Source organism: Nonomuraea mangrovi, from assembly GCF_042681425.1.
In the GTDB taxonomy this organism is placed as follows: Bacteria; Actinomycetota; Actinomycetes; order Streptosporangiales; family Streptosporangiaceae; genus Nonomuraea; species Nonomuraea mangrovi.
Genome location: NZ_JBHUFV010000035.1, coordinates 98,302 through 123,925 on the forward strand (window position 1 = coordinate 98,302; position 25,624 = coordinate 123,925).

Annotated in this window: 25 protein-coding genes; 11 read left to right on the forward strand and 14 right to left on the reverse strand. The window is 69.6% G+C overall.

Annotated elements, in window-relative coordinates; translation table 11 throughout:
- Entirely contained in the window at nt 1-2,010 is a 2,010-nt protein-coding gene (locus ACFSKW_RS24420) for a hypothetical protein (RefSeq protein WP_379574710.1), read from the forward strand.
- A 195-nt stretch (nt 2,011-2,205) separates the two neighbouring features.
- Nucleotides 2,206-2,367 (forward strand): hypothetical protein, encoded by a 162-nt coding sequence (locus ACFSKW_RS24425; protein ID WP_175589978.1) that lies wholly within the window; start codon nt 2,206-2,208, stop codon nt 2,365-2,367.
- A gap of 86 nt (nt 2,368-2,453) precedes the next feature.
- Here the strand turns inward: ACFSKW_RS24425 and ACFSKW_RS24430 are convergent, their stop codons facing one another.
- From ACFSKW_RS24430 to ACFSKW_RS24460, 7 genes are all read right to left on the reverse strand, one after another.
- On the reverse strand, nt 2,454-2,735 hold the full coding sequence (locus ACFSKW_RS24430) for a metal-sensitive transcriptional regulator (RefSeq protein WP_379574711.1): 282 nt from the start codon (nt 2,733-2,735) through the stop codon (nt 2,454-2,456).
- 17 nt (nt 2,736-2,752) lie between these two features.
- Nucleotides 2,753-3,814, reverse strand: coding sequence for a glycosyltransferase (locus ACFSKW_RS24435; protein ID WP_379574712.1), 1,062 nt, complete (start codon nt 3,812-3,814; stop codon nt 2,753-2,755).
- Entirely contained in the window at nt 3,811-4,650 is an 840-nt protein-coding gene (locus ACFSKW_RS24440) for a hypothetical protein (RefSeq protein ID WP_379574713.1), read from the reverse strand. The genes ACFSKW_RS24435 and ACFSKW_RS24440 overlap by 4 nt, the downstream gene beginning before the upstream one ends.
- A 140-nt stretch (nt 4,651-4,790) precedes the next feature.
- Nucleotides 4,791-6,884: a (Fe-S)-binding protein gene (locus tag ACFSKW_RS24445; protein WP_379574714.1), complete on the reverse strand. Its 2,094-nt coding sequence runs from the start codon at nt 6,882-6,884 to the stop codon at nt 4,791-4,793.
- A 94-nt stretch (nt 6,885-6,978) separates the two neighbouring features.
- On the reverse strand, nt 6,979-7,560 hold the full coding sequence (locus ACFSKW_RS24450; RefSeq protein ID WP_379574715.1) for a TetR/AcrR family transcriptional regulator: 582 nt from the start codon (nt 7,558-7,560) through the stop codon (nt 6,979-6,981).
- A complete protein-coding gene (locus ACFSKW_RS24455; RefSeq protein ID WP_379574716.1) occupies nt 7,557-8,348 on the reverse strand; it encodes a class I SAM-dependent methyltransferase in 792 nt (263 codons plus the stop codon). Before ACFSKW_RS24455 ends, ACFSKW_RS24450 begins: the two co-directional genes overlap by 4 nt.
- Before the next feature lie 25 nt (nt 8,349-8,373).
- Complete coding sequence (locus tag ACFSKW_RS24460) at nt 8,374-9,183, reverse strand: sugar phosphate isomerase/epimerase family protein (protein WP_379574717.1); 810 nt, start codon at nt 9,181-9,183, stop codon at nt 8,374-8,376.
- 36 nt (nt 9,184-9,219) lie between these two features.
- On the opposite strand from ACFSKW_RS24460, the gene ACFSKW_RS24465 reads away from it, so the two are divergent.
- The 6 genes from ACFSKW_RS24465 to disA all read left to right on the forward strand — a co-directional run bounded on the left by ACFSKW_RS24465 (nt 9,220) and on the right by disA (nt 15,269).
- Complete coding sequence (locus ACFSKW_RS24465; protein ID WP_379574718.1) at nt 9,220-9,918, forward strand: class I SAM-dependent methyltransferase; 699 nt, start codon at nt 9,220-9,222, stop codon at nt 9,916-9,918.
- 200 nt (nt 9,919-10,118) lie between these two features.
- Entirely contained in the window at nt 10,119-10,508 is a 390-nt protein-coding gene (locus tag ACFSKW_RS24470) for a MerR family transcriptional regulator (protein ID WP_379574719.1), read from the forward strand.
- On the forward strand, nt 10,489-10,794 hold the full coding sequence (gene trxA, locus ACFSKW_RS24475) for a thioredoxin (RefSeq protein WP_379574720.1): 306 nt from the start codon (nt 10,489-10,491) through the stop codon (nt 10,792-10,794). Before ACFSKW_RS24470 ends, trxA begins: the two co-directional genes overlap by 20 nt.
- Before the next feature lie 252 nt (nt 10,795-11,046).
- Complete coding sequence (locus tag ACFSKW_RS24480) at nt 11,047-11,874, forward strand: hypothetical protein (RefSeq protein WP_379574721.1); 828 nt, start codon at nt 11,047-11,049, stop codon at nt 11,872-11,874.
- Between the two features lie 290 nt (nt 11,875-12,164).
- The gene (gene radA / locus ACFSKW_RS24485; RefSeq protein WP_379574722.1) at nt 12,165-13,577 is read left to right on the forward strand and encodes a DNA repair protein RadA; all 1,413 of its coding nucleotides are present in this window, start codon (nt 12,165-12,167) and stop codon (nt 13,575-13,577) included.
- Nucleotides 13,578-14,183: 606 nt separating this feature from the next.
- The gene (gene disA, locus ACFSKW_RS24490; protein WP_379574723.1) at nt 14,184-15,269 is read left to right on the forward strand and encodes a DNA integrity scanning diadenylate cyclase DisA; all 1,086 of its coding nucleotides are present in this window, start codon (nt 14,184-14,186) and stop codon (nt 15,267-15,269) included.
- A gap of 87 nt (nt 15,270-15,356) precedes the next feature.
- Here disA and ACFSKW_RS24495 read toward each other — a convergent pair whose 3' ends face one another.
- On the reverse strand, nt 15,357-15,719 hold the full coding sequence (locus ACFSKW_RS24495) for a hypothetical protein (protein ID WP_379574724.1): 363 nt from the start codon (nt 15,717-15,719) through the stop codon (nt 15,357-15,359).
- On the opposite strand from ACFSKW_RS24495, the gene ACFSKW_RS24500 reads away from it, so the two are divergent.
- Together ACFSKW_RS24500 and ACFSKW_RS24505 are read left to right on the forward strand one after the other, a co-directional pair.
- Nucleotides 15,712-16,008 (forward strand): hypothetical protein, encoded by a 297-nt coding sequence (locus tag ACFSKW_RS24500; RefSeq protein ID WP_379574725.1) that lies wholly within the window; start codon nt 15,712-15,714, stop codon nt 16,006-16,008. The genes ACFSKW_RS24495 and ACFSKW_RS24500 overlap by 8 nt on opposite strands.
- A gap of 105 nt (nt 16,009-16,113) precedes the next feature.
- Nucleotides 16,114-16,980, forward strand: a complete 867-nt coding sequence (locus tag ACFSKW_RS24505) for an HhH-GPD family protein (protein WP_379574726.1) — start codon at nt 16,114-16,116, stop codon at nt 16,978-16,980.
- A 58-nt stretch (nt 16,981-17,038) separates the two neighbouring features.
- Here the strand turns inward: ACFSKW_RS24505 and ACFSKW_RS24510 are convergent, their stop codons facing one another.
- Both ACFSKW_RS24510 and ACFSKW_RS24515 read right to left on the reverse strand, forming a co-directional pair.
- Nucleotides 17,039-17,932: a TIM barrel protein gene (locus tag ACFSKW_RS24510; RefSeq protein WP_379574727.1), complete on the reverse strand. Its 894-nt coding sequence runs from the start codon at nt 17,930-17,932 to the stop codon at nt 17,039-17,041.
- Between the two features lie 437 nt (nt 17,933-18,369).
- Complete coding sequence (locus ACFSKW_RS24515) at nt 18,370-19,284, reverse strand: LysR family transcriptional regulator (RefSeq protein WP_379574728.1); 915 nt, start codon at nt 19,282-19,284, stop codon at nt 18,370-18,372.
- A 123-nt stretch (nt 19,285-19,407) separates the two neighbouring features.
- Here ACFSKW_RS24515 and ACFSKW_RS24520 point away from each other — a divergent pair, with 123 nt between their 5' ends.
- Entirely contained in the window at nt 19,408-19,758 is a 351-nt protein-coding gene (locus ACFSKW_RS24520) for a DoxX family protein (RefSeq protein ID WP_379574729.1), read from the forward strand.
- 365 nt (nt 19,759-20,123) lie between these two features.
- Here the strand turns inward: ACFSKW_RS24520 and ACFSKW_RS24525 are convergent, their stop codons facing one another.
- The 4 genes from ACFSKW_RS24525 to ACFSKW_RS24540 all read right to left on the reverse strand — a co-directional run bounded on the left by ACFSKW_RS24525 (nt 20,124) and on the right by ACFSKW_RS24540 (nt 25,600).
- Entirely contained in the window at nt 20,124-22,625 is a 2,502-nt protein-coding gene (locus ACFSKW_RS24525) for an ATP-dependent Clp protease ATP-binding subunit (RefSeq protein WP_379574730.1), read from the reverse strand.
- A 312-nt stretch (nt 22,626-22,937) separates the two neighbouring features.
- Nucleotides 22,938-23,270: a histone-like nucleoid-structuring protein Lsr2 gene (locus tag ACFSKW_RS24530; RefSeq protein ID WP_358137658.1), complete on the reverse strand. Its 333-nt coding sequence runs from the start codon at nt 23,268-23,270 to the stop codon at nt 22,938-22,940.
- A gap of 389 nt (nt 23,271-23,659) precedes the next feature.
- The gene (locus ACFSKW_RS24535) at nt 23,660-24,157 is read right to left on the reverse strand and encodes an RDD family protein (protein WP_379574731.1); all 498 of its coding nucleotides are present in this window, start codon (nt 24,155-24,157) and stop codon (nt 23,660-23,662) included.
- A gap of 96 nt (nt 24,158-24,253) precedes the next feature.
- Nucleotides 24,254-25,600: an RDD family protein gene (locus ACFSKW_RS24540; protein WP_379574733.1), complete on the reverse strand. Its 1,347-nt coding sequence runs from the start codon at nt 25,598-25,600 to the stop codon at nt 24,254-24,256.
- Nucleotides 25,601-25,624: the final 24 nt, after the last annotated feature.

Here is a 25,624-nt window from a genome sequence, read left to right on the forward strand (position 1 = left end):
ATGCGGTTCACGGCCATCGAGGCGGACGTCCGCGCAATGGTCACGGACCCGCGCTGGGCGACCCTCCCTCTCCAGACCAGGGCCAACGCCATCGCCTCCAGGGCGCTGGCCACCCCGGACGGTGGCAGGTGGGTGTTCGGCGCGCACGCCCGCTGGTACCTCCAGGACCCCGGCGACGGCCGCTGGCACCTGTCCGCGCCGCCGCGCAACTGCCCCGCCCGCGCCGAGCACTACAGAGGCGTGCTGCTGCCGCATCTGGTGCCGACCGGCCCTGACTTCGCCGCCGAACGCTGGTCCAGCCAGGCGTTCGTCGGGCCCGACGTGCCGGCCGCCCTCACCGCGGAGATCCGCGCGCTCGTCAGGGCCAACGGCAGGCGCTCCGTCGAGGAGTACCCGCTGACCTCCTTCCGCGAGGTCTTCGCGGGCGACGTGCCGAGCACGGTGGCGGCGATCTGGGCGACGATCATGTGGTGCGCCTACGCGCCCGCCTTCGACGGCAACGAGCAGCTCCTGTCGGTGTTCGGCGAGTACCTGGGCCGTCCGCTGCCCGGCGACGAGTGGGTGCGCTGGCTGCCGTCCCCGCCGCTGAGGTCCCTCGTCACCCTGTACGGCGAGCGCGTCCGCTCCGGCGCTCCCCGCGCGGCGTTGCGCCTGGCCGCCCTCATGGCCGACACGGCGGGGATCGTGGCGGCCGACGCCCGCTTCCGCCCGAGGGCCGAGGCGCTCATCGCGATGCTGGAGCCCACGCTCCACGACCCCTCCCTCGACAACCGGACCGCCACGGGTCCGCTGCCACGCCTCGCCACGGGTCCTGTCGTGCCACAGGGGCCCGCGACCGGCCCGTTCCCCCCGCCGCCCCCTTTCCCCTCCGGCCCCCAGCACACGACCGGCGGTCCCCTGCACACAGGCAGGCCCCAGCACACGACCGGCGGGCACCCGCACACGACCGGCAGGCACCCGCACACGACCGGCGGGCCCCAGAGCACGACTGGGCACGTCCAGCACACGGCGGATCACGGACCCACCGGGCAGCCGCGGCAGACGTCATGGCCGGGCCGCACCGGACCTCACACCGGAGGGGCCGCCACGGGCGACCCGCGTGACACAGGGGCGTGGTCGCCCACCGGCCAGTGGAACGGGGCCTCGACGGGGACGTCGGGACCGGCCTCCACCGGCACCTCGGACAGGACGCCGACCGGCGCTCCGGGATGGCCCGGCTCCTTTGGCGATTCGGCGCCGCCCACCACCGGCTCTTCGTGGCGGCCCGGCACCGGCACCGCGGGCCCGCCCGGCTCCCGCACTTCGGGACAGCCCGGCACAGGCACCGCGGGCCGGCCCGGCACCGGCACCTCAGGACAGCCCGCCACCGGCACCGCGGGCCCGCCCGGCACCGGCACCTCAGGGCAGCCCGGCACAGGCACCGCGGGCCGGCCCGGCTCCGGCTCTTCGGGGCGGCCCGGCACCGTTTCTTCAGGGGAGGCGGGCGCGGGGGAAGGCGACAGAGCCGCCAGGGACGCCGACAAGGCGCTGCGGGGAGCCTGGCTGTCCAGGGTGCCCGAACGCCTCGCGCGGGCCGTCCTCGCCGAGACCGACCCCGGAGAGCACTTCCGCCACACCGTCGGCGACCTCCTGGAGGCCGTGGCCTTCTCCAGCGACCCGCACAGGACGGCGGCCGCCCTCCTCGCCGCCGACCACGCCGACGCGCCCGAGGGGCTGCCGACGGTCGCGGCATGGCTGGATCACCGGCTTCGTCACGCGCTCCATGTCCAGCTCTCCGCGCCGAGGGGCGAGCACACCGAGCCCGACGGGTTCGAGGTGGGCCCGCGCTGGCTGGACGCCGTACCGCCCACCAGAGACGGCGCGGCGGCGGTGCTGGGCGCCGCCTACGCGGCGGGGCTGGCCTGGTGCCGTCTCACCCGCACGCCCGCGCCCGAGCGTGGTTTCCCTGGGGCGGCCGCGATCGTGCACAGGCTCATCCATGAGCGCGACGATCCCCATCTAAACCACTAATCCCGTTATTTCACCCTTACTCGGTAAATATCGTTCTAGGACGAGAATTCTCCGAATTGTGATCTCGGAATCGGGAAATGATCCTTGGGGGGGCAGGATGGCGCCGCAAGGAATGACCCCGATGGGCCATGTCGCCGGAAGGGCCTCCGCCGTAACCTCGAAGAGGGTGTGGGCTGCGGAAGGAAGGACGACGCGGTGGGGCACGACGACCTGGACTCTCGGGTCCACGACCGTGTCGCGTTGGACGAGATTGCACTCTACGCCGAGGTGCTGACCGCCGTAGCCATCAGTGAACGGCGGCTGACCTTGGACGAACTCGACGACGCGCTCGGATTGCGGACTTCGGCGAGCCGCTGAAGACCATCACATTGACCTAGTCCCGGACTCCCGCGGGGTCCGGGACACGGTTATTCGGATGGTTCACCGAAGCCCGAGGTGACTAGTCACGAGCGAACGAGCCGGGCGATCGCCGCGGACGCCTCCTTGACCTTCGCCTCCGCCTCGGGCCCGCCGGAGCTGATCGCGTCGGTCACGCAGTGGGAGATGTGCTCCTCCAGCAGCCCGAGCGCCACCGCCTGTAGCGCCCTCGTCGCCGCCGAGACCTGGGTGAGGATGTCGATGCAGTACGCGTCGTCCTCCACCATGCGCTGCAGGCCCCTGATCTGACCCTCGATCCGTCGCAGACGGGTCAGATAGGCCTGCTTGTCTCCGCTGTACCCATGCATGCATCAAAGGTACCCATTCAGCGGAGGCCGCCGATCAATCCTTCCCACAGAGCCGAGACCTCGGCGGCCCCGTGCCTGGACGCCGTGTCGAGCGCGCCCGCGGCGAGCGATCTGCGCCTGCGGTCGTCGTCGATCAGCGTGAGCAGCGCCGCGGCGTACATCTCGATCTGCCCCTCGGGCACGAGCACGCCGTTGTAGCCGGTGATGATGTACTCGGCGGGGCCGCGGGCGCCGTCGAACCCGACGACGGGCACGCCGCACCCCATCGCCTCCAGGACGGCCATCCCCTGCGTCTCGGCGCGCGAGGTGGTCGCGACGATGGAGGCCTTGGCGAACTCTCCCGCGAGGTCGGGCGTGGTCCCCATGAAGTAGACGTGGTTGTGCAGGTTCAGGTCGCAGACCAGGTCACGCAGCCTGCGCTCCTCCGGGCCGCCGCCGTACAGCCTGAGCCGCCAGTCGGGGCGCTTGTCGGCCACGATCGCGAACGCCCTGATCAGCCGGTCGTAGGCGCGGGTGGCGACCCAGCGCCCTCCGGTAGCCACGATCCTGTTGTCCATCCTGGAACGCGGCCACAACCCGCCGGGCAGCGCGTCGGGCACCATGTGGACGGAGGGCCCGCCCTCCAGCAGCCGCTCCCAGTCCTCCCGCCCGCTCTCCGTGGCCGTCACGACCGCGTCGAGCCGCGGGTAGAACCGCTGCACGGGACCCGGCACGGCAGGCCGCCCCCACTCCCGCGCGATCTTGAGCAGTTCCTTCGGCGCGTACCTGGCCGCCTGGACACTGATCGCGGGCCTGGTGGTGACGAGAACGTCACTCTTGAGCGCGCGAAGCAGCCGCCACAGCGCCACCTCCGTGCGCATCTGCCCCCGCGGCAACAGATGCCGGGCTCCCGGCCTCGCGTCGATGAGCGAGCGCATCCGCACCTTGTCGCTGACGGCGAAGAACGGCTTCTCCTTCTGCCGCCTGACGCTGATCACCTCGACCTCGTGCCGCTCCGCCAGGTCCGAGGCCAGGTTGAGTATCGAGCGGACGTCGCCGCGCATGCCGTATGCGGAAGGGAGCACGAGGCTGACCTTCACGCGCCCACCTCGATCCGCAGTTCGTCGTCGGCGGTGTAGCAGGGGCGTACGGGCACGCCGTCGACGCTCATCGCCGGGTAGTTCAGGCGGCGCCGCTTGCCGTCCACGTCGTCGAGGCGGGAGGCCAGCCGTAGCGGTGTGGGCACGCCCTCCACCTCCAGCGACGGCTCCCACATCCCGACGCCCTCGGGGTCGGCGGCCACCACGTCGACCAGGGAGACGGCGGCGTGGAAGCGCACGCCCTGCACGGTCGCGGCGGCGGCCACGGTGGTGGGCGCCGGCGCCGTCCTGACCCCCTCGCGGGCGTCCCTGACCAGCGAAGGCTGCCTGCGCCGCAGCGACAGCCTGGCCTCGTGCCTTGAGTCGTCGTCATCGAGCCCGGTGTAGGCGAGCAGCCCCGTGACCTCGAACCTGCCCTCTCTGAACCAGACCGCGCGCACCTCGGCCGCGGGCTCGGCGTCGGAGACCTTCAGCGCGAGGTAGCCGTTCCTGGTGCGGTAGGCGCGGTAGGCGACGGTGCGTTTCGACAGCGCGTAAGTGTCGAGGTGGTCGAGGGAGAAGCCAGGGTCGACGCTCCTGATGCGCGTCCTGCCGTCCTCCTGGCGCAGATAGGTGTCCCAGCGACCCGCCGCCAGCGTCAACGGCGCCAGCGATACCGCGAGAGTGGCGTCGCGCGCCTTCGCCCTCGAGGCGCCGAGCGCGACCTCCCGCTCCACGCCCGTCGCACGATGGCGCAGCACCAGTTTCGTCCCGGGTTTCAGCGGTCCTTCGATGGCGAGTCGCAGGGAGAGCACGTCAGCCAGGGTGACTTCCGCGTCCGTCACGACGACGCGCATCCGCAGCCCCCTCCCCGTCGAATGAAGCCATGCGACGTTGAGGTTACCGTGATTTTCCCGTTATGTGGAGAAAGCTTTTCGGCTTCGTCGCGTGTCTGACATGCGAAAGTCCGCAACACCCGGTGTTGCGGACTTCCGACTCAACCCTTGACAGACTTGATCAACAGTTGCGCGACGTCGACCACTTCGAGGGTTTCCTTGGCCTCGCCGTTGTTCTTCTTCTCGTTGATCGCGTCACCGAGCATCACCATGCAGAAGGGACATGCGGTGGAGACGGTGTCCGGATTCGTGGTCAGCGCCTCGTCCACCCGCTCGGTGTTGATGCGCTTGCCGATGCGCTCCTCCATCCACATGCGGGCGCCGCCGGCGCCGCAGCAGAAGCCCCTGTCCTTGTGCCTGTGCATCTCCTGCGTCTGCACGCCCGGCACCTTCGACATGATGTCGCGCGGCTGGCTGTAGACCTTGTTGTGGCGGCCGAGGAAGCACGGGTCGTGGTAGGTGATCTTCTCCTCGATCGGGGTGACCGGGGTGAGCAGGCCCTCGTCGACGAGCTTGGCCAGCAGCTGCGTGTGGTGCACGACCTCGTAGGTGCCGCCGAGCTGCGGATACTCGTTGGCGAGGGTGTTGAAGCAGTGCGGGCAGGTGGCGACGATCTTCTTGACGCCTGCCTCGTTCAGCGTCTCGATGTTCTGCTGGGCGAGCATGTTGAACAGGAACTCCATGCCCAGGCGCCTGGCCGGGTCACCGGTGCACGCCTCGGCGGGGCCGAGCACCGCGAACTTCACGCCGGCGATGTGGAGCAGCTCGGCGACGGCCTTCGTGGTCTTCTTCGCCCGGTCCTCAAGCGCGCCCGCGCAGCCGACCCAGAACAGGTACTCGGTGTCCTCGGGCATCTTCTCGTCGATGAGCGTGACCTCGAAGTCCAGCTCCTCGATCCAGTCGGCCCGCTTCATCTCGGACATGCCCCACGGGTTGCCCTTGTTCTCCAGGTTCTTCACCATCACTCCCGCCTCGGACGGGAACGACGACTCGACCATCACCTGGTAGCGGCGCATGTCGAGGATGTGGTCGATGTGCTCGATGTCGACAGGGCACTGCTCGACGCAGGCGCCGCAGTTGGTGCACGACCACAGCACGTCCGGGTGGATGACGCCTTCCTCGCCGACCAGCGGCTTCTCCAGCAGCGCGAGCACGTCGGTGTCGGCGTGGCTGGTGTCGCCCTGCAGCAGGTACGGCGCGACCTTGAAGGCGTGGTCGCGCTGGTCGAGGATGAGCATCTTCGGCGACAGCGGCTTGTCGGTGTTCCACGCAGGGCACTGCGACTGACAGCGGCCGCACTCGGTGCAGGAGTAGAAGTCGAGGAAGCCCTTCCACGTCGTGTCGCCGATCTTGCCGCGCCCGAGCCTTTCGGGGTCGAGGTCCTCGTCCTCGAAGTCGACGGGCTTGCCGTCGATGCGCAGCTCGGGGGCGCCGCCGAGGCCGTCGGGACGGCGGGAGAACAGCACGTTCAGCGGCGCGGTGAAGATGTGCAGGTGCTTGGAGTTCACCACGATGACGAGGAACACCAGCATGAAGCCGATGTGCAGCAGCAGCGCGATCTGCTCGAGCAGGTGACTGGCGGGCAGCACCTGGCCCAGGGCCAGCGACACGAACGCGCCGCCGTCGTACGGGAAGTTGCCGTTGGCCGCCGCCGCGCCGCGGGCCAGGAACAGCGTCCAGATGATGTTGAAGATCATGAACAGGACGAGCCAGGCGCCGCCGAGATGCGAGCCGGAGAAGCGCGACCTGCGACCCAGGGTCTTCGGGGAGTTCTTGATCCTGATCGCGGCGAACACGATCAGGCCGAGCACGCACGCCACCGCGATGAAGTCCTGCAGGAGGCCCAGCACCGACCACTGCCCGATGAGCGGGATGTGGAAGTCCGGCCTTCCGGTGATCGCGCCCTGGATGATCGCGCCGTAGGCCTCGATGTAGACCGTCAGGAGGATGAAGAACGCCCACATGACGAAGAAGTGCGCGATGCCCGACGGGGTCCACTTCAGCAGCTTCTTCTGCCCGAAGACCTCGACGAGCTGCGCCTTGATCTCGTCGCCGGCGTGCTCCTTGGCGTACTCGATCCGTTCGGGCGCGGGCGGGCCCACCGTGGCGAGCTTGAACAGGAACAGCGCCCGGCGGCCCGCGAGCGCGACCGCAGCCGCGGTCATCGCGAGCCCGATGATGGCTACCCAGAGCACGTGTCCTCCCACAGACGGCGTTGGCTGCGCACTATCCTACCGACGGGTAACTTTTGGTCGGTACAGCACGCCGCGACCATAGTAGAACGATGCTCTACGGGGCCAGGTAGCGCTGTACCGTCGGACCGAGCAGTTCCACCAGCTCCTCGAGATCGGCCGAGGCCAGCGGTTCGAGCTTGAGCACGTACCGGGCCAGTACCACCCCGATGAGCTGGGCGAACGCCGCCTCGATCCGCAGGTGCGCGATGCCGAGACCGTCGGCCACCCGGTACAGCAGCGCGTTGGTGATGAACTCCCTCATCATGTGCACGGCCTGCTCGTTGGTCATCGCCGAACGCATCAGCGCGAGCACGGGCGTCCTGGCCTCCTCGTCGGCCGTGACCGTGAGGATGAGCCTCACGAGCCGCTCGCCGATCTCCTCTCGCGGCCCCTCCAGCAGCCGGCCCATCACCTCGACCGGGTCGATGGGCAGGCGCATCGCCGCGACGAACAGGCCCTCCTTCGTCTCGAAATAGTGGTGCACGAGCGCGGGATCGACGGCCGCCTCGCGGGCGATGCCGCGAACCGACGCCTTGTCGAACCCCTTCTCCGCGAACACCTGCCTGGCCGCGGCCAGGATCTCGCCCCGGGTGTCGGAGGCGCCCGGCCTGCGTCCCGTGCGGCGCTTGACGGTCATCGGCCGACCGCCAGGTAGACGCGCATGGGGACGGTCAGCACACCCTCGGGGAAGACCCTGAGGAGCTCGGCCCGCTGCATGGCGACCAGCTCGTCGGCCGCCTCCTGCGGCATCGTCACCATGTAGGAGTGGGAGCGCAGGTCCAGCAGGAAGTCGTCGACGGCGACCAGGCGGGTCCAGCGCAGCCAGCGCTCCTCGACAGGCAGCGCGGCGGCGATCTGCGGCACGTTCCACTCGGGCAGCGCGGGGCCCCAGTACGTGGGGCACGACTCGGCCAGACGCACCTCGTAGGCGGCCAGCCAGTCGGCGCGGCCCGCGTCGGTCGTGTTCCACCAGGCGGCGATCGCCCCGCCGTCGCGCAGCACGCGCCGCGCCTCCGTCACGGACGCCGCGGGGTCGAGCCAGTGCCACGACTGGGCATAGGTCACCAGGTCGGCACCGCCGTCCCTGATCGGGAGCGCGTTGCCGTCCCCCTGCACGGCGACCACGACGCCCTGCCCCCGGGGCTCCGCCGTACTCGAGGAGAGGTTGCGCGCCACCAGCCGCGCGAGCATCTCGCGGCCCGGGTCGAGGGCGACCACGCGCGCCCCCCGCTCCCGCAGGGCCCGCGCGGAGATGCCGGTGCCCGCGCCGACGTCCACCACCGTCGCGCCCGTCAGCTCCACCCCCGACATCTCGCCGAGAGCGCGGAACAGCTCGTCGGGGTAGCCGGGGCGGGCCGCGTCGTAGGCGTCGGCGACCCGGTCGAACACCCTGCCAAGCGCGCGAGAGGGGCCAGTGACACTCATGAGAACACTTTGCCCCACGCCGAGCTCATCTAGACGCCGCAAGGTGCAGCCTGGCGAAGGCGAGACCCTCGGCCAGATCGTCGATCCTCTCGGTACGGCTGGCCGCCCTGCGCGTGTTGATCTCCAGCACCACCAGTCCGCCGAACCCGGTCGTCGCCAGCCGTTCGAGGATCGGCGCGCACGGCTGGTTGCCCCTGCCCGGCACCAGGTGCTCGTCCTTGTTCGACACCCCGAGACCGTCGGCCAGGTGAAGGTGCGCGAGCCTGTCTCCGAGCTTGACCGCCATCTCCATCGCGTCGGAGCCCGAGACCGCCGTGTGCGACAGGTCGAGGGTGACCTGCGGAAAGGCGTAGTCGATCGGGTTCCAGTCCGGTGAGTACGGCACGACGTCGTTGCCCCGCGCCTTGAGCGGGAACATGTTCTCCACCGCGAAGATCACGTCAGTCTCGTCGCGCATCCTCGCCAGGCCGTTCTCGAAGTCGCGCGCGTAGTCGCGCTGCCAGCGGAAGGGCGGATGGACCACGACCGTCTGCGCGCCCAGCCGCTCGGCGGCCTTCTGCGCCTTGAGCAGCTTGGCCCACGGGTCGCGCCCCCACACGCGCTGGGTCACCAGCAGGCAGGGCGCGTGAATCGCCAGGACCGGCACCTGGTAGTGGTCCGACAGCCGCTCGATGACATCGATGTCCTGGCTGACGGGGTCGGCCCCCACCATGATCTCCACGCCGTCGTAGCCGAGGCGCGCGGCCAGCTCGAAGGCATCAGGGGTACGTTCCGGATATACCGAAGCCGTGGACAATGCGATCTTCGCATTGGGCACGCGGATGACATCTGCCACGCTGCCAGCCTACGCGCGAGGCCGTACCGTGGGGCCATGCCGCGCATCGCCAAGGGAGCCATCCCCAGCCCGAACATCTGGAACACCCCCGCGATCTACGAGCTGGAGAACCGCGCGGTCGACCCCGAGGGCGTGGCCAACGCGGCGATGAGCGCGATCCGCCCGTGGGACGGCGCGACCGTGCTCGACATCGGCTGCGGCACCGGCTACCACCTGCCCCTCCTCGCCGCCTCCGCCGCCCAGGTGATCGGCGTCGAACCCCATGGCGACCTGGTCGGCCTGGCCCGCCGCCGCTGCTCGGGTCTGGCCAACGTCTCCGTCCACGCGGCCACCGCGCAGGCGCTCCCGCTGCCCGACGCGAGCGTCGACGTGGTCGTCGCCAGGTGGGCGTACTTCTTCGGCCCCGGGTGCGAGCCGGGGCTGCGCGAGCTGTCCCGCGTGGTAAGGCGAGGCGGCGCGGCGTTCGTGATCGACCTGGACGCCTCCCGGGGTTCGTTCGGCGGCTGGTTCCAGCGGACGGTGCCCACGTATTCAGCGAAGGACGTGGAGGCCTTCTGGTCGCGGCAGGGCTGGAAGCGGGACGAGCTCGATCTGCGGATGGTCTTCGAGCGAAGGGCCGATCTCGAGGCGGTGCTGCGCATCGAGTTCACGCCGGAGGTGGCGGAGGAGGCGATCAGGGAGACGAGCGGGGTGGAGCTCGCCTACCCGAACGTCCTGCGCTGGCGCTACTTCTGAGCCCTCGCCACCGCCCCACGCCACGGCCGGACCCGGACCGCGCCGTCCGACCCGGCCGGACCGTCACCGCTCCCCTCGCGTGCCCGCCCATCCCGGAGCGCCACACCACCGGCATGCCCGGTCCATCCGGTTTGGCGCCTTGTCGGCATTTCTCGGCCCGGCTTGACCTTGACACTGGCGTCAAGGTTTAGCGTGGGGGCATGCGGATCGGAGAGCTGGCCGAGCGGACAGGCGCGAGCACCCGTTCCCTGCGCTACTACGAGCAGCACGGACTGCTCAGCGCGCGCAGGGGATCGAACGGCTACCGCGAGTACTCCCTCGAGGACGTGAGGCTGGTCAGCGAGATCCGGGCCCTGCTCACCGTCGGGTTCACGCTCGAGGACGCCCGCCCGTTCGTCGACTGCCTGCGAGCGGGGCACGCGACGGGCGCCGCTTGCGCGGAGTCCGTCGCCGTCTACCGGCGCAAGCTGGCCGAGATCGACGAGGAGATCCGCGTCCTGCTCGACAGGAGGGCCGAGGTGGCGGGCCAGCTCACCGCCGCATGCCCGGGATGTTTCGCGAAGGAGAAACGTGATCAAGCTGACGACTGAGAACTTCGAGGAGCTCGTGCTGAAGAGCTCCGAGCCGATCCTGGTGGACTTCTGGGCGGAATGGTGCGGGCCCTGCAGAATGGTGGCGCCGGTCCTCGACCAGATCCAGGCGGAGCACGGGCTGACCATCGGCAAGCTCAACACCGATGAGAACCCCGAGATCATGACCAGGTACGGCGTGATGGGCATCCCCACTCTGCTGCTCTTCGAGAACGGCGAGCCGGTGAAGCAGGTCGTCGGCGCCAAGCCCAAGCGCATGCTGGAAGCCGAACTCGGCCTCGTCTGAGCCCTTCGGTCCTTGCGCGTCCCGCGGCCGGCGGCCTGAGGACGCCCCCTCCCGCCGACCTCAGCCGCTCGCGCGACGACAGAGGCGCGTCCCACCGAGCAGGAGGTCGTGACCGGCGATCTCGGCCTCGCCTCCGGTGAGCGGTTCACAGTCGACTCCAAATTTGCAATCGACTTAACTTTTGCAGTTTGCGCACCGCCACATGGAAGGCAACCACGAACCACCGCTCCGGCGGACGCGTACAACAGCGTCATGAACCGCTTTCAGAAGGCATTCGCGCTGTCCGTGGCATCACTGGTCTCGACCGGGACGCTGATCGCCCCGCCCGCCCACGCCGCCGCGCGGGCCGGCTGTCCGGTCCCGAGCAGGGCGGAGGTCAAGCGCTCCGACGAGTCGACCCCCGACCAGCCGCCCAAGGGAGGTCGCGCCATCGAGGGCGTCCGCGTCACCCACCTCCCGTCGGGCTTCGTGGTGGGTCAGGTCATCACCAGCGAGCTCGACGACGTTTCGGAGTACGGCTACCAGTGGACCGACGCGCGCAGCGACGCCAGCCCGAGGCAGAGGTTCCTGGGGGTGCGGGTGATCTGCGCACCGGACGTCCAGACGCTCTCCCAGCTGAAGAGGAGCCCGTTCGACATCGGAGGGTTCTCCGGGCACCTGAGGACCGCGACGCTCGGCGGTCGCAAGGTGCTCGTCCAGGACAGCTTCGGCGCGGTCGGCCGCGGGAAGTACATCGGCTGGCTCCACCGCGAAGGCGTCGTGGTCACCGTCATGGCCAGCGAGTCGCTGGTTCATGAGCTGGGCAGGATCGTCAGGGGCATCGAGCTGGAGGGAGAGTCCCGCCGGCCCTTCCTGCGCGACGAGGAGCGCGAAAGCGACCGCGGACGTGGCCTGACGAGAGTTCGTCCTGGCCTGCGGGACGACGCGAGCCACGACCGCGCTGACCGCTCGGCCGAGGGTGGCCGAGCGTTCGGGATGACGCGCGCCGACCGTGAGCGCGCGGCCGAGGCAGCCCGCTCCTTCGGGATGAGGCGAGCCGACCGTGAGCGCGATGGCGGGGCCCAGCCGGGCCGTCGATGACACGGGACACCCCGCTCTGACCACTCGGCCGGACTTGGTCCGCGGCTTCGGAACGACACGGGCCTGCCCCACTCTGACACCCGGCCGGGCCGGCCCGTGCCTGTCCAGGACGCGGCCCGCGCTTCCCCGCCGTGACCGCCCGGCCCGTACGCTTCGACAGGACACGGTCGACTGCTCCGCCGCCATGGCCGCGGCCGGGCAGGCCGGCGCCGTGGTCGACGGCCCCAGCTCCTCGGGCGACGCGACCAGGACGCGGCGGATTGTCGGCGGCTCAGGCTAGCCTGCTCGGCATGGCACCGAAGACCGCGCAGAAGCCCGGATACCGCTGCGCCGAGTGCGGCTGGCGCACCACCAAGTGGGTCGGCAGATGCGGCGAGTGTCAGGCGTGGGGCACGGTCGACGAGGAGGGCGCGAGAGCGGGCGTCCACGTGGTCCAGCCGGGCGCCACCAGCGGCCCCGCCGTACCGATCGGCGACGTCAAGGCGGAGATCGCGGCCGCCCGCACCACCGGTGTGAGCGAGCTCGACAGGGTGCTCGGCGGCGGCCTGGTGCCGGGAGCGGTCCTGCTGCTGGCGGGCGAGCCCGGCATCGGCAAGTCCACCCTCCTCCTGGAGGCCGCGGCCCGCATCGCCGAGCGGACCACCGTCCTCTACCTGACGGGCGAGGAGTCGGCCGCCCAGGTCCGCCTGCGCGCCGACCGCATCGGCGCGATCCGCGACAATCTCTTCCTCGCCGCCGAGACCGAGCTGTCGGCGCTGATGACCCACGTGGAGAAGGTCCAGCCCCAGCTCCTGATCGTCGACTCGGTGCAGACCGTCGGCTCGGCCCAGGCCACCGGCGTCCCCGGCGGCGTCACGCAGGTGCGCGAGGTGGCCGCCAATCTCGTACGGCTGGCCAAGGAGCGCAACATGGCCACCATCCTGGTCGGCCACGTCACCAAGGAGGGCTCGATCGCGGGCCCCCGCACCCTCGAGCACCTCGTCGACGTCGTGCTCAGCTTCGAAGGCGACCGCCACTCCAGGCTGCGCATGGTTCGCGCGATCAAGAACAGGTTCGGCCCGACGGACGAGGTCGGCTGCTTCGACCTTCACGAACGCGGCATCGAGGGCATCACCGACCCGAGCGGCCTGTTCGTCTCCCGCCGCAGCGAGCCCGTGCCCGGCACCTGCGTCACCGTCACCGTCGAGGGCACCAGGCCGCTGCCCGCCGAGGTCCAGGCGCTGGTCGCGCGCACCGAGGCGCAGCAGCCGCGCCGCACCTCCTCCGGCCTCGACCCCTTCAGGGTGCAGATGATCCTGGCCGTCCTCGAACGCAGGCTCAACGCCAGGCTCGGCGGCTGCGACGTCTTCACGGCCACCGTCGGGGGCATCAAGCTGGCCGATCCCGCCGTGGACCTGTCGGTCATGCTCGCGGTGGCCAGCGCGGCGGGCGACAAGCCGCTCCCCCAAGGGCTCATCGCCCTGGGCGAGGTGGGGCTGGCGGGCGAGCTCAGGCCCGTGCGCGACGTCCGTCGCCGGTTGTCAGAGGCGGCGCGGCTGGGGTTCAAGCGGGCGCTCGTGCCACGGGGCTCGCTGGAGGACGGCGGCCGTCGCCGTCCGGGTGAGCAACGCGCGCTCGTCCCGGTCGGGCCGGTCGCGTTCGCGCCCGGCTTCGAGGTGATGGAGGCGGAGAACGTCTGGGACGCCCTCACCCACGTGACCTGACGCGTCAGCCCGCCACCCTCTTCTGGTCGCCTGCCCCCGTCATTCGCCGCCCACGGCCCTGGTTCCGGCCGCCCAGCCCGACCGCTTCGACGCCTGCCCGTGCCCGGTCGCTCGGACCGGTCGATCGGACCGGTCGATCGGACCGGTCGATCGGGCCGGTCGCTTGACCTGGTCGCTCGGTCCGGCCAGTTCGGCGCCTGGCTGTGCCCGGTCGTCAGGGCAACGGTTGGATAACGACTGCGCGGATCCGGCAACGGGCATCCCGGTCTCCATCATCAGTAAAGGAGATGAAATCGCGCGGGACGGGCAGGGGGACAGCGGTCCTGAGATCTGACGTAACGGCGCCCGGCCCCGTGGGCCCGCAGTAGCGTGATGGACAGCGCGGGACCGGCGGACCACGGTGGCCTATCGTCGGCGTGCCGTACAGACAGGAGCGGGTTCGTCCCCCTGACTGCGGCTCGCCGGGAGACGGAGGCGAGGTTGTCCTGCGACAACAGCCTGCCCAGCCGAGAGGGGTCTCTCGGGTGAGGATGGGGTTGATGAGACTGCGGGTACGGCACACAGGTTGGCCGGTAAGCTGGGATTTGACTAGGATACGGGGGTCAGGTGGCAAACGACAGGAGTCTTGACGACCGTCGTCGTACAGCCCTCGCCTCGGTCGCTCCGGGCACTCCGCTCAGAGACGGACTGGAGCGCATCCTGCGCGGCCAGACGGGCGGCCTCATCGTGCTCGGCTACGACGGCGTCGTCGAGGAGCTGTGCAGCGGCGGATTCGAGCTCGACGTGGAGTTCTCCGCGACGCGGCTGCGCGAGCTGGCCAAGATGGACGGTGCGATCGTGCTGAGCTCCGGCGATCACAAGATCGTGCGGGCCGCGGTGCACCTCGTCCCCGATCCGTCCATCTCCACCGACGAGTCAGGCACCAGGCACCGTACGGCGCAGCGCGTCGCCCGGCAGACCGGCTTCCCCATCATCGCGATCAGCAAGTCGATGCGGATCATCGCCCTCTACCTCGACGGCATCCGCTACGTCCTGGAGGAGTCGGCGGCCATCCTGTCCAAGGCCAACCAGGCCCTGGCCACGCTCGAACGTTACAAGCACCGCCTCGACGAGGTCTCCGGCACGCTGTCGGCGCTGGAGATCGAGGACCTGGTGACGGTCCGCGACGTGGCCGCCGTCGCCCAGCGCCTCGAGATGGTGCGCAGGATCTCCGAGGAGATCCGGGGTTACGTCGTCGAGCTCGGCACCGACGGCCGCCTGCTGTCCCTGCAGCTCGACGAGCTGGTCGCGGGCGTCGACTCCGACCGCGAGCTGATCGTGCGCGACTACCTTCCGGCGTCATCGGCGCGGACGAAGCGCAGGGTGGCCGACATCCTCAACGACTTCGACGGTCTGTCGGCGAGCGAGCTGCTCGACCTTTCAGCGGTGGCGCAGGTGCTGGGGCGCGCGGCGAACGAGACGCTCGACAGCCCGGCGAGCCCGCGCGGATTCCGGCTGCTGGCGAAGGTCCCCCGGCTGCCGGCGACGGTGGTCGACCGGCTGGTGGACCATTTCGGCGGGTTGCAGAAGCTGCTGGCCGCGAGCGTCGACGATCTCCAGGCGGTGGGCGGGGTCGGCGAGTCGAGGGCCAGGAGCGTGCGCGAGGGGCTGTCCCGGCTGGCCGAGTCCAGCATCCTCGAACGCTACGTGTGACCCTTCCCTTTCTGAACCCCGGTGCCGGTGACATCGGCCACGGGAGACGAGCCGTCACCATCCGAGAGGGTCTGCTGCGCGACGAGATCAGCGCAGGTGGAAGACCGCCTTGGGGCTGCGCATGCCGCCCGTCCGCACCACCGCGACATACGTGCCCGGCAGCGCGTCCGCCCCCCTGCCCGCGCAGTCGGCGCCTGAGCGGCGACGGTTCCAGTCGAGGCTGCGGACGTAGGGGATGCCGCGTTCCAGCTTGTGGATCTCAACGCCCGCGCCGCTCACGCAGTCGGACGTCGACCACACCCGGTCGGTGCCCGAGGTGATCCGTACCTCCATCGAGCGCGGCCCCACATCAGCCGTGCACATCACGGGACCGGTGTTGACCAGGGTGAGCATGAAGGTCGGCTGGGCCTGCGCCGTGTAGACCTCCTGCCGCTGCTCCAGATTGAGCACCAGGTCCTTCTCCTCGCACGGCATCCCCGCCCTGCGCACCGGCTGCGACGGCGACGGCGACGGAGGCGGCGCGGGAGAGGACGAGGGCGTGGCACGGGTCTTCGACGGCTTCGGCGTCGGCGTCATCGTCACGGAGGGCAATCCTGCGAGGACCGGCTCCGCTGACGGCGAAGACGCCCTCCCGGCGTTCGAAGCGTCCTGCGGTCCGCTCGTGGCCGAACACGCCCACGCCACGAAGGCCACCACGACCAGCACCCCGACGAGTACGGTCATACGCCTTCGCCAGTAGACATCCCCAGTGCCGCCACGCAGGGTATCCGGATCCATAGTCACAGGATGCTGATGGCTCGCGCACGGAGGGTGACGACACGCCGTAACCCACTAGTCTGAGCGGGTGGCCGACCCGAACCTCCTACGAGAGCCGATTCTCGACTGGTACGCCGACAATGCCCGTGATCTCCCCTGGCGCCGCCACGACGCCACCCCGTGGGGCATCCTGGTCAGCGAGATCATGCTCCAGCAGACCCCCGTCGTCCGCGTCCTGCCGGTGTGGGAGCAGTGGATGGAACGCTGGCCCGCCCCCGCCGATCTGGCGGCCGAACCACCCGGCGAGGCCGTACGCCACTGGGGGCGGCTCGGCTACCCGCGCAGGGCGCTGCGCCTGCACGCCTGCGCCAAGGCGATCACCACCGAGCACGGCGGCCAGGTGCCCGCCGACCACGCGACGCTGCTGGCGCTCCCCGGAATCGGCGAGTACACCGCAGCGGCCGTCGCCAGTTTCGCCTTCGGCGGCAGCCACCCGGTGCTCGACACCAACGTGCGCCGCGTGCTCGGCAGGACGGTCCGCGCGGAGGAGTACCCGCCGACCGCCACCACGGCCGCCGAACGCCGCCTCGCTCACGACCTGCTGCCCCTCGTCGGAGCGCCCGTGTGGGGCGTGGCGGTCATGGAGCTCGGCGCCCTGATCTGTACGGCACGCAGCCCCCAGTGCGAGCGGTGCCCCGTTCAGGCGCAGTGCGCCTGGCGTCTCGCCGGCAAGCCACCTGGCCAGGCACGCAAGGGCCAGACCTACGACGGCACCGACCGGCAGTGCAGGGGGCGCCTGCTCGCGGTGTTGCGCGCGGCGCACGGCCCGGTCCCGAAGACGGCGCTCGACGCGGTCTGGGACGAGCCCGTCCAGCGGGAGCGCGCCCTCGACGGGCTGATCGCCGACGGCCTGGCCGAGGTCCTGGACGACGGCACCTACCGGCTTCCCACCTGACACGCCGCTCCAGTGATTCGGCGCGGGTGCCTGCCGACTCGAGGCCGTGCGAAGGGGGTCAGGCGGCGAGTTGGAGGCCCAGGGAGGTGAGGTTGGTGCGGGCCCAGTCGAGCTCCTCGGCCAGCAGCGACACCAGCGCCCCCGGCCCCTTGGCGCGTCCCGGCACCATCAGGTTGTGGGTCTCGACCTCGATATGGGCGGTGCCGTTCACCGCGCCCGACAGGATGGCGGTCAGCGTGTCGTGCAGGACCGCGCCGGTGTCGGTGTGGTTGTGGACGTGCCCCAGCTTGACCACCGGCGCGCCGACCTCGGCGAGCCCGCGCAGCGCGGCGCCAGGCTCCTCGCCGCCGCCGCAGGCGAGGTTGCAGGCGTCGAGGCAGACGCCGAGGTGCTCGGAGTCGATGCCGCCCACCCGCTCGAGGGCCTGTTCGGTCGTCTCGAGGACGCACCCGGGCCACGGCTCGAAGCCGACCCGGATCGTCTTCCCCGTGACGCTGTAGATGCCGCGCAGCTCGCGGGCCAGGCGCTCCAGCCTGCGGGTGGCGATGGTGTGCAGGTCGGCGGGCCAGTCGCGGCGCCAGCCGATCGGGATCGTGGAGATGCTGCCGAACCGCACGTCCTCCGGCAGCAGGAAGGCGAGGATCTTGGCGAGGGACATCGTGTAGCGGTAGCGCTCGGGCTTGGCCCAGTCGGGGCCGGGCACCTCCTGGTTGCGCCCGCCGGTGCCGTTCAGGCTGACCACTTCGAGGCCGCGCTCCTCGAGGGAACGGCGCAGCCGTACGAGCTCGATGCGGTCGGCGATCAGGTGGTCCGCCACGGCGGGCGAGAGCCACAGGCCGATGCCCATCCGCTCGACGGCCAGGCGCTTGCGCACGGGCACGGCGTAGCGGGTCAGGTGGGCGATCAGGTTTTCGAGGTCCTCAGCGGGGTGCACGCCGGCGTTGTAGGCCAAGTGAACGAGCGTTCCGTCATCGTGACGCAGGCGCATCGGCTTCCTCCACGGCTTGCACTGGGTGTTGTGTCCATTGCCCGGACGTATACCGAGCTTGCCCGCCCGGCGGTGGCCTCCGCGTCCGCCCTGAGTTGACTCCTGACTACGCCTCAGGGATTAGCCCCACCCTAAGGACGCCTTCTTGTGGGTCACTTGTGCGGGACTGGCAGGCCTTGCTCTACAGATTGTAGTACTACTTCCGGTGGCGGTATAGCCGATCTCAACCTGGAGTCACCAATCTGACATCAAACCGATGCGCCGCGTCCGCCATCCCGCTCGCCGCCCGTCGGCCGGCGCCCGCGTGAGCCACCGAGCCGGCCCCTCGTGCGGCTCGACGTGCGCCGTGACGGCGGGAAGCGAAGTCCTGCTGGGCGGCGCGCCTTCCGCGATGGCGCGGGTCAGGCGGGAGGTCCGTCGTCCTGGGCGGGGCAGCTGTCCACGCAGCAGCGAACGAAGTCGCGGATCACGGGGTCGCTGCCGGCGGCGGCGGGCCAGGCGACGCCGACCCGGCTGGGACTGATGCCGGTCACCGGCCGGTAGGTGACGCCGGGGCGGCGGTAGAAGCGGGCCGAGGCCGCCGGCGTGAGGCTGATGCCGTATCCGTTGGCGATCGCGGTCAGCCATTCATCGGTGTTGCGGGCGACGGCGCCGACCCGTGCGGTGCTGCCCTCGCGTGCGTCGTTGCCCATCCAGTAGTCCCGCCACGAGCCCGTTTCACGTGGGGCGGCCACGAAGGGCTCATCCCACAGGTCCTGGAACGGGATCTGCTCCTGCGCGGCCAGGGGATGCGTGTCGCGGAGCGCGACCCAGCGGGGCTCGGCGAACAGCTCCTCCACGCAGAAGGCGTCCTGACCGGGGAACGGCAGGCGCACCAACGCGGCGTCCACCTCGCGGTCGGCGAGACCGGCGGTGGGATCAGTCCAGTCGGAATGTCGCATGGCGACCTGCCAGCCGGGGCGGTGCCGCGCGAACGCGGCGACGATGCGCTGCGTGAACTCGTTGGCGGCACTGGCGACGAATCCGACCCGCAGTACCCGGGTCTCCCTGCGGGCCTCGGCGCGGGTCTCCCGCAGCGCCCGGTCCCAGCCGGACAGGAGGGTGGGCGCCTGATCCGCCAGGACCCGGCCCGCTTCGGTGAGGAGCATCCCGGCCCTGGACCGCGTGAACAACTCCACACCCAGCTGGTTTTCCAGCTGCCTGATCTGCTTGGTCAGGGTCGGCTGCGCCACGAAGAGCCGCTGTGCAGCGCGGGTCAGGTTCCCCTCTTCCGCTACCGCGACGAAGTAGCGCAACAGCCGAGTGTCGACGTCCATGCCGCCAGGCTATGGAAGCAACTATTGGACGAGGACGCAGGGCTCTCGCGAGAGTTGACCGTGAAGGGGAACACCAGTTCGCAGGCTTCCCCGTAGCGCGACCTCTATCCCACGGAAGTGCCCATGTTCACGGCCTATGTCGTCGTCACCGTGCTGGCCGCAGCGGCCAGCGCCTACTCAGCACTCAACCACTTCATCCGCCCCAGGTGGATTCTCGACAACATGACCAGGTACGGCGTGCCGCATTCGTGGCTGCCCCCGCTGGGCGCCCTCAAGGCGGCCGGCGTGGTGGGACTGCTCGTGGGCATCGGCGTGCCCGCGATCGCGGTCGCGGCGTCAGCCGGGCTCATCCTGTACTACCTCGGCGCCGTCGTGGCCATCCTGCGCGCCCGTGTCTATACGCATCTCGTCGCCCCGCTCCCGTTCCTCCTGCTGGTCGTGGGCTCGCTGGTGCTGCGCCTGACCGCGTCCTGAGCGAGCCCACCGGCGCTCCCTCGGGTACGCCGCCTGGCGCGGGCGCGCACCGGCCGACGAACCGACCCGCGCGCGGCACCCGGCCACACGAGTGCACAGAGACGAACCGACCCGCGCGCGGCACCCGGCCACACGAGCGAGGGGAACGAACGAACCGCGACGGCGGCCGGTCATGCGGGACCCTTGGCGCGGCCGGACACGGGGGGCGTCATGCGGGACCCTCGGCGCAGCCGGACGCGGGGGGCGCGGGGTGGCAGGGCGGGGTGAGGTGGGGTGCGCGATGGGGCTCGGGGGCGCGTCTTCGGGCGGAGCACGACGCAGGGCCCGCGCGGGAAGTCCCGCGCGGGCCCTGGGAGAACCTTGCGCTAGTTCTGGATCGGCTCCGCGATGGCGGCGGCCGAGTCGGGAACGCGCGAGGCGGTCTCGCCGGTGAAGGTGAACTTGGCGTTGTCACCCTCGCCTTCGATGTCGACCTTGACCACCTGGCCGGGACGCAGCTCGCCGTACAGGATCTTCTCCGACAGAGAGTCCTCCAGCTCGCGCTGGATCGTACGGCGGAGCGGACGGGCGCCCATCACCGGGTCGTAGCCGCGGTCGGCCAGCAGCTGCTTGGCGGCGGGCGAGACGTCGAGCCCCATGTCGCGGTCCTTCAGGCGCTCGTCCACCTGGGTGAGCATCAGATCGACGATCTTGATGATCTCCTTCGGGGTGAGCTGGTGGAAGACCACGATGTCGTCGACACGGTTGAGGAACTCCGGCCTGAAGTGCTGCTTGAGCTCTTCCTGGACCTTCGACTTCATCCGGTCGTAGTTGGACTCCGCGTCGTTGGACTTCGCGAACCCGACCCCGATGCCCTTGGAGATGTCCCTGGTGCCGAGGTTGGTGGTCATGATGATGACCGTGTTCTTGAAGTCGACCACCCGGCCCTGGGCGTCGGTCAGGCGACCGTCCTCCAGGATCTGCAGCAGCGAGTTGAAGATGTCGGGGTGGGCCTTCTCGATCTCGTCGAACAGGACCACGGAGAACGGCTTGCGCCGCACCTTCTCGGTCAGCTGGCCGCCCTCTTCGTACCCGACATAGCCGGGCGGGGAGCCGAACAGCCTGGAGACGGTGTGCTTCTCCATGAACTCCGACATGTCCAGCATGATCAGAGCGTCTTCGTCGCCGAAGAGGAACTCCGCCAGAGCCTTGGACAGCTCGGTCTTACCGACGCCCGAGGGGCCGGCGAAGATGAACGAGCCGCCGGGACGGCGCGGGTCCTTCAGACCGGCGCGGGTACGCCGGATGGACCGCGACAGGCCCTTGATGGCGTCGTCCTGGCCGATGATCCGCTTGTGGAGCTCGTCCTCCATGCGGAGCAGGCGCTGGGACTCCTCCTCGGTCAGCTTGAAGACAGGGATGCCGGTGGCGGTGGCCAGGACCTCGGCGATGAGCTCCTGGGTGACCTCGGCCACGACGTCCATGTCGCCGGCCTTCCACTCCTTCTCGCGGCGCTCGCGCTTGAGCTGGAGCTGCTTCTCCTGGTCGCGGAGGGCAGCCGCCTTCTCGAAGTCCTGCGCGTCGATCGCGGACTCCTTGTCGCGGCGGACGTTGGCGATCTTCTCGTCGTACTCGCGCAGGTCCGGCGGCGCGGTCATCCTGCGGATGCGCATCCGGGAACCGGCCTCGTCGATGAGGTCGATCGCCTTGTCGGGAAGGTAGCGGTCGCTGATGTAGCGGTCGGCCAGCTGCGCGGCGGCCACCAGCGCGTCGTCGGTGATGGACACGCGGTGGTGCGCCTCGTAGCGGTCGCGCAGACCCTTGAGGATCTCGATCGTGTGGCTGAGCGAGGGCTCGGCCACCTGGATCGGCTGGAAGCGGCGCTCCAGCGCGGCGTCCTTCTCGAGGTACTTGCGGTACTCGTCAAGAGTGGTGGCACCGATGGTCTGCAGCTCGCCGCGGGCCAGCATCGGCTTGAGGATGCTGGCGGCGTCGATCGCGCCCTCCGCGGCGCCCGCGCCGACGAGCGTGTGGAGCTCGTCGATGAACAGGATGATGTCGCCGCGGGTGCGGATCTCCTTGAGCACCTTCTTGAGGCGCTCTTCGAAGTCACCGCGGTAACGGGAGCCGGCCACCAGCGCGCCGAGGTCAAGCGTGTAGAGCTGCTTGTCCTTCAGCGTCTCGGGGACCTCGCCCTTGACGATCTTCTGCGACAGGCCCTCGACGACGGCGGTCTTGCCGACGCCGGGCTCGCCGATGAGAACGGGGTTGTTCTTGGTCCTCCTGGAGAGGACCTGCATGACCCGCTCGATCTCCTTCTCACGGCCGATGACCGGATCCAGCTTGCCCTCACGGGCCGCCTGGGTCAGGTTGCGGCCGAACTGGTCGAGCACCAGGGAGGTGGAAGGCGCGGACTCCTGCGGGCCACCCGCGGCGGCCGGCTCCTTGCCCTGGTAGCCGTGGAGCAGCTGGATGACCTGCTGCCGCACACGGTTGAGATCGGCTCCAAGCTTGACCAGCACCTGAGCCGCCACACCCTCACCCTCACGGATGAGCCCGAGCAGGATGTGCTCGGTGCCGATGTAGTTGTGACCCAGCTGCAAAGCCTCACGGAGCGACAGCTCAAGAACCTTCTTGGCCCGCGGGGTGAACGGAATGTGCCCCGACGGAGCCGATTGGCCCTGGCCGATGATCTCCTCGACCTGCTGACGCACACCCTCAAGGCTGATGCCGAGGCTCTCCAGAGCCTTGGCGGCTACGCCCTCACCTTCATGGATCAAACCAAGAAGAATGTGCTCAGTGCCGATGTAGTTGTGGTTGAGCATCCTGGCCTCTTCTTGGGCCAAGACGACAACCCGCCTTGCTCGGTCGGTGAACCTCTCGAACATCTCGTCGCTCCTCACAGAGCGGTCAGTCAGGCCGGTAAATCCGGTCCCGTCCTCCCGCATGCTAGCCCTGGCTCGGCGAACCATGCCTCTTGCCGCTGACACGCTCTATAGCAGAGACGTTCCCCGAGAGCAGGGCGTTCACCCTCCATCCAACTACCTACTGGGGGTGCTGTGTTCCCGATACGCCGCAAGCGAACGACGTTTAGCGCGCCGGCCACTGGCAGCGCGACAGACCCGGTTTTCACGGGCAAACACGATCATGCGCTTATGGCGATCTCCGGGGTTCTAGGCGATCGGCATAAGCGCATGATGTCAGTGGGCTGCTTCGTACTTCTCCACGATCGCGGAGGAGATGCGGCCCCGCTCGCTGACCTGGAGGCCGTGGGCCTTGGCCCACTGCCGAATCTCGGAGCTCTTCTCACGGCTCATCGAACGCGCGCCTCCGCGTACCCGGCGACGGGCCGCAACGGCGCCCGACTTGCGGGCCGACGACACGAAAGGCGTCAGCGCGTCCCTCAGCTTCTTGGCGTTAACATCGCTGAGATCAATCTCATAGGACGCTCCGTCAATGGCGAAGCTGACCGTCTCATTGGCCTCGCCCCCATCGAGGTCATCGATGAGAATCTCCTGGATCTGCTTGGCCATCTACGGAATCCTTTCCCGGAGCATTGTTTCATTCGCCTGCCAAACATATACCCGGAAAGGCGACGAGACAATTCAGCGCTTCGCGGATTCCCTGACTACTGGGTCAGATCCGGTTCCCGGCGGACCCGTCCTGTTTGGACGGCGCCCGGCGGCTCATTCCGCTCCACTCCGCCTCATGGGGTTTGTGGGAGACGCGCCCTTTATGCACAAGCCGCTCGGCGACGGGCGCGGCGCGGCTGTTGTCGACTCTCCGACCCGACGATAGCGCCCCCAAAGAGGGCGACCACCAGGCGGGGTGTGCCACCTAGCCTAATGCCAGTCTCTCCAGAGTTCTTACCCGATCGCCCGGAAAATCCTGAAAAATCGGCGTCTGGGGGTAGATGCACACTTCAGTGAGGGTCTTTGATCACCAAGGAACCCGCCCATCTGTCGTGCAACCCCCGTTGCAAGGGCTTGTCGATCAAGATAGACAGCCCGACGGCGAACACCAGGATTCCCACTACGACATTGACTCCCGGAATCTCCGCCAGGGCGATGGGCCCGGGATAGAGGATCGCGCGTTTCGCAAGGTCCCCCGGCGACAGCCGGCGGCCCGGCGCGGGCTCCAGCCTAATCTTCATGATCGCCTTCCCGAAGGTACGGCGGCGCCGGTAATGAGCCAGGCAGTCATAGCCCGCATAAGCCAACCCGACGACGAGCCAGGCGAACAAGCCGGGCAACCAGTCGCCGTACACCTCGAGAAGCCCTACAGTTCGCAACAAACCCCAGGCCGCGATGAACAGAATGTAATAGAAGACCCCGATGACGAGGGCCTCAATGCTTCGCGCGACGAGCCGTTCCCACCAATCAGCCGGTACGGCCCGCACTCCCGGCGGCGGCGCGACCATAAGGCCCATTCTGTACGCCCGCCGACGGCGATTACAGGGCCAAGACGCGAAAACGGGGGCCGGCGTCCAGCCGGCCCCCGTTTTTTAAGTGTCCGCTTACTTGATCTTCACGACCACGGTTCCGCCGACCTTGTCGGCGAAGGTCTGCTGCAGCGGCTTGTCCCAGAGCTGGGAAGCGGCGTTGACACCGATCGCGGCGAACGAGAGAAGACCGCCCACCACCGGCACCACCTGAAGAATGACGCCGCCCCAGGTGACACCCGCCCGCTTGAGCGCGGCATCGCCGGACAGTCCGCCCGGAGTCAGAGCACCGCCAACCGGGACGATCTTGATGCCCATGACCATCTTGCCCAGCGTCTGCCCCTTGGCCTTGGTCATCAGGTACTCGTAGCCAACGTAGAACAGCGTCGCCAGGACCGCCGCAATCGCCGACGCCGCGAACCCGCTCAGCCCGCTCGTCGCACCGGTGCTGAGGTTGTAGCTGGCCACGAAGAAGATGGCGAGGATGAGACCCAGCACGAACCAGAAGATCCCGAAGATCACACCGTCGACGATGCGGGCGACCAGGCGCTGCCACCACTCGGCGAGCGGGGCGGGCGCGCCGGGCGGCTGCACCCCTGCCGGCGCCCCGTAGGGCTGGCCGTAGCCGGGCTGCCCGTACGCGGGCTGCTGCTGGCCGTAGCCGGGCTGGGCGTAGGGCTGCTGCTGGCCGTACGGGGACTGCTGGCCGTAGCCGGGCTGCGACTGGCCCTGCTGGCCGTAGTCGGGCTGACCGTAGGAAGGCTGCTGGCCCGAGGACGGCTGCTGCTGCCCGTAGCCGGGCTGCTGGCCGTAACCAGGCTGCTGCTGCCCATAGCCGGGCTGCTGCTGGCCGTGGCCGGGCTGGCCGTACTCGGGCGGCTGGCCCGAGGATGCCTGCTGACCGTAGCCCTGCTGCTGCCCGTAGTCGGGCTGACCGTAGGAAGGCTGCTGGCCCGAGGACGGCTGCTGCTGCCCATAGCCGGGCTGCTGACCGTAGGAGGGCTGCTGCTGCCCATAGCCGGGCTGCTGCTGGCCGTAGTCAGGCTGGCCGTAGGGCTGCTGCCCCGAGGAAGGGGCCTGCTGCCCGTAGCCGGGCTGCTGGCCGTAGGAGGGCTGCTGCTGGCCGTAGCCGGGCTGCTGACCCGAGGACGCGGCCTGCTGGCCGTAGCCCTGCTGCTGGCCGTAGCCGGGCTGGCTGTAGCCCTGCTGACCATAGCCCTGCTGCTGCTGGCCGTAGCCCTGCTGCTGGCCGTAGTCGGGCTGGCCCTGGGACGGCTGACCGTAGCCGCCGCCTTCATGGCGGTAGCCCACGATCGTCACGTCAGGATCGGGCTGCTCGCCCGGGCGTCCTGCGTTCTGCTGACCGTATCCGGAATTGTCATCAGGTTGATCCTGCGGATACGGCGGCTGTCCGGTGCTCACCGTGTCACCTCGCTTCGATGGCGC

Coding starts and splice junctions, on each gene's coding strand:
- ACFSKW_RS24440 (WP_379574713.1), bottom strand. CDS start 4,650: ATGCGCGTCGTCGTGACGGACGCGGAAGTCACCCTGGCTGACGTGCTC.
- ACFSKW_RS24525 (WP_379574730.1), bottom strand. CDS start 22,625: ATGTTCGAGAGGTTCACCGACCGAGCAAGGCGGGTTGTCGTCTTGGCC.
- ACFSKW_RS24480 (WP_379574721.1), top strand. CDS start 11,047: ATGAACCGCTTTCAGAAGGCATTCGCGCTGTCCGTGGCATCACTGGTC.
- radA (WP_379574722.1), top strand. CDS start 12,165: ATGGCACCGAAGACCGCGCAGAAGCCCGGATACCGCTGCGCCGAGTGC.
- ACFSKW_RS24455 (WP_379574716.1), bottom strand. CDS start 8,348: ATGAGTGTCACTGGCCCCTCTCGCGCGCTTGGCAGGGTGTTCGACCGG.
- ACFSKW_RS24450 (WP_379574715.1), bottom strand. CDS start 7,560: ATGACCGTCAAGCGCCGCACGGGACGCAGGCCGGGCGCCTCCGACACC.
- ACFSKW_RS24530 (WP_358137658.1), bottom strand. CDS start 23,270: ATGGCCAAGCAGATCCAGGAGATTCTCATCGATGACCTCGATGGGGGC.
- ACFSKW_RS24470 (WP_379574719.1), top strand. CDS start 10,119: ATGCGGATCGGAGAGCTGGCCGAGCGGACAGGCGCGAGCACCCGTTCC.
- ACFSKW_RS24465 (WP_379574718.1), top strand. CDS start 9,220: ATGCCGCGCATCGCCAAGGGAGCCATCCCCAGCCCGAACATCTGGAAC.
- ACFSKW_RS24535 (WP_379574731.1), bottom strand. CDS start 24,157: ATGGTCGCGCCGCCGCCGGGAGTGCGGGCCGTACCGGCTGATTGGTGG.
- ACFSKW_RS24420 (WP_379574710.1), top strand. CDS start 1: ATGCGGTTCACGGCCATCGAGGCGGACGTCCGCGCAATGGTCACGGAC.
- ACFSKW_RS24515 (WP_379574728.1), bottom strand. CDS start 19,284: ATGGACGTCGACACTCGGCTGTTGCGCTACTTCGTCGCGGTAGCGGAA.
- ACFSKW_RS24520 (WP_379574729.1), top strand. CDS start 19,408: ATGTTCACGGCCTATGTCGTCGTCACCGTGCTGGCCGCAGCGGCCAGC.
- ACFSKW_RS24430 (WP_379574711.1), bottom strand. CDS start 2,735: ATGCATGGGTACAGCGGAGACAAGCAGGCCTATCTGACCCGTCTGCGA.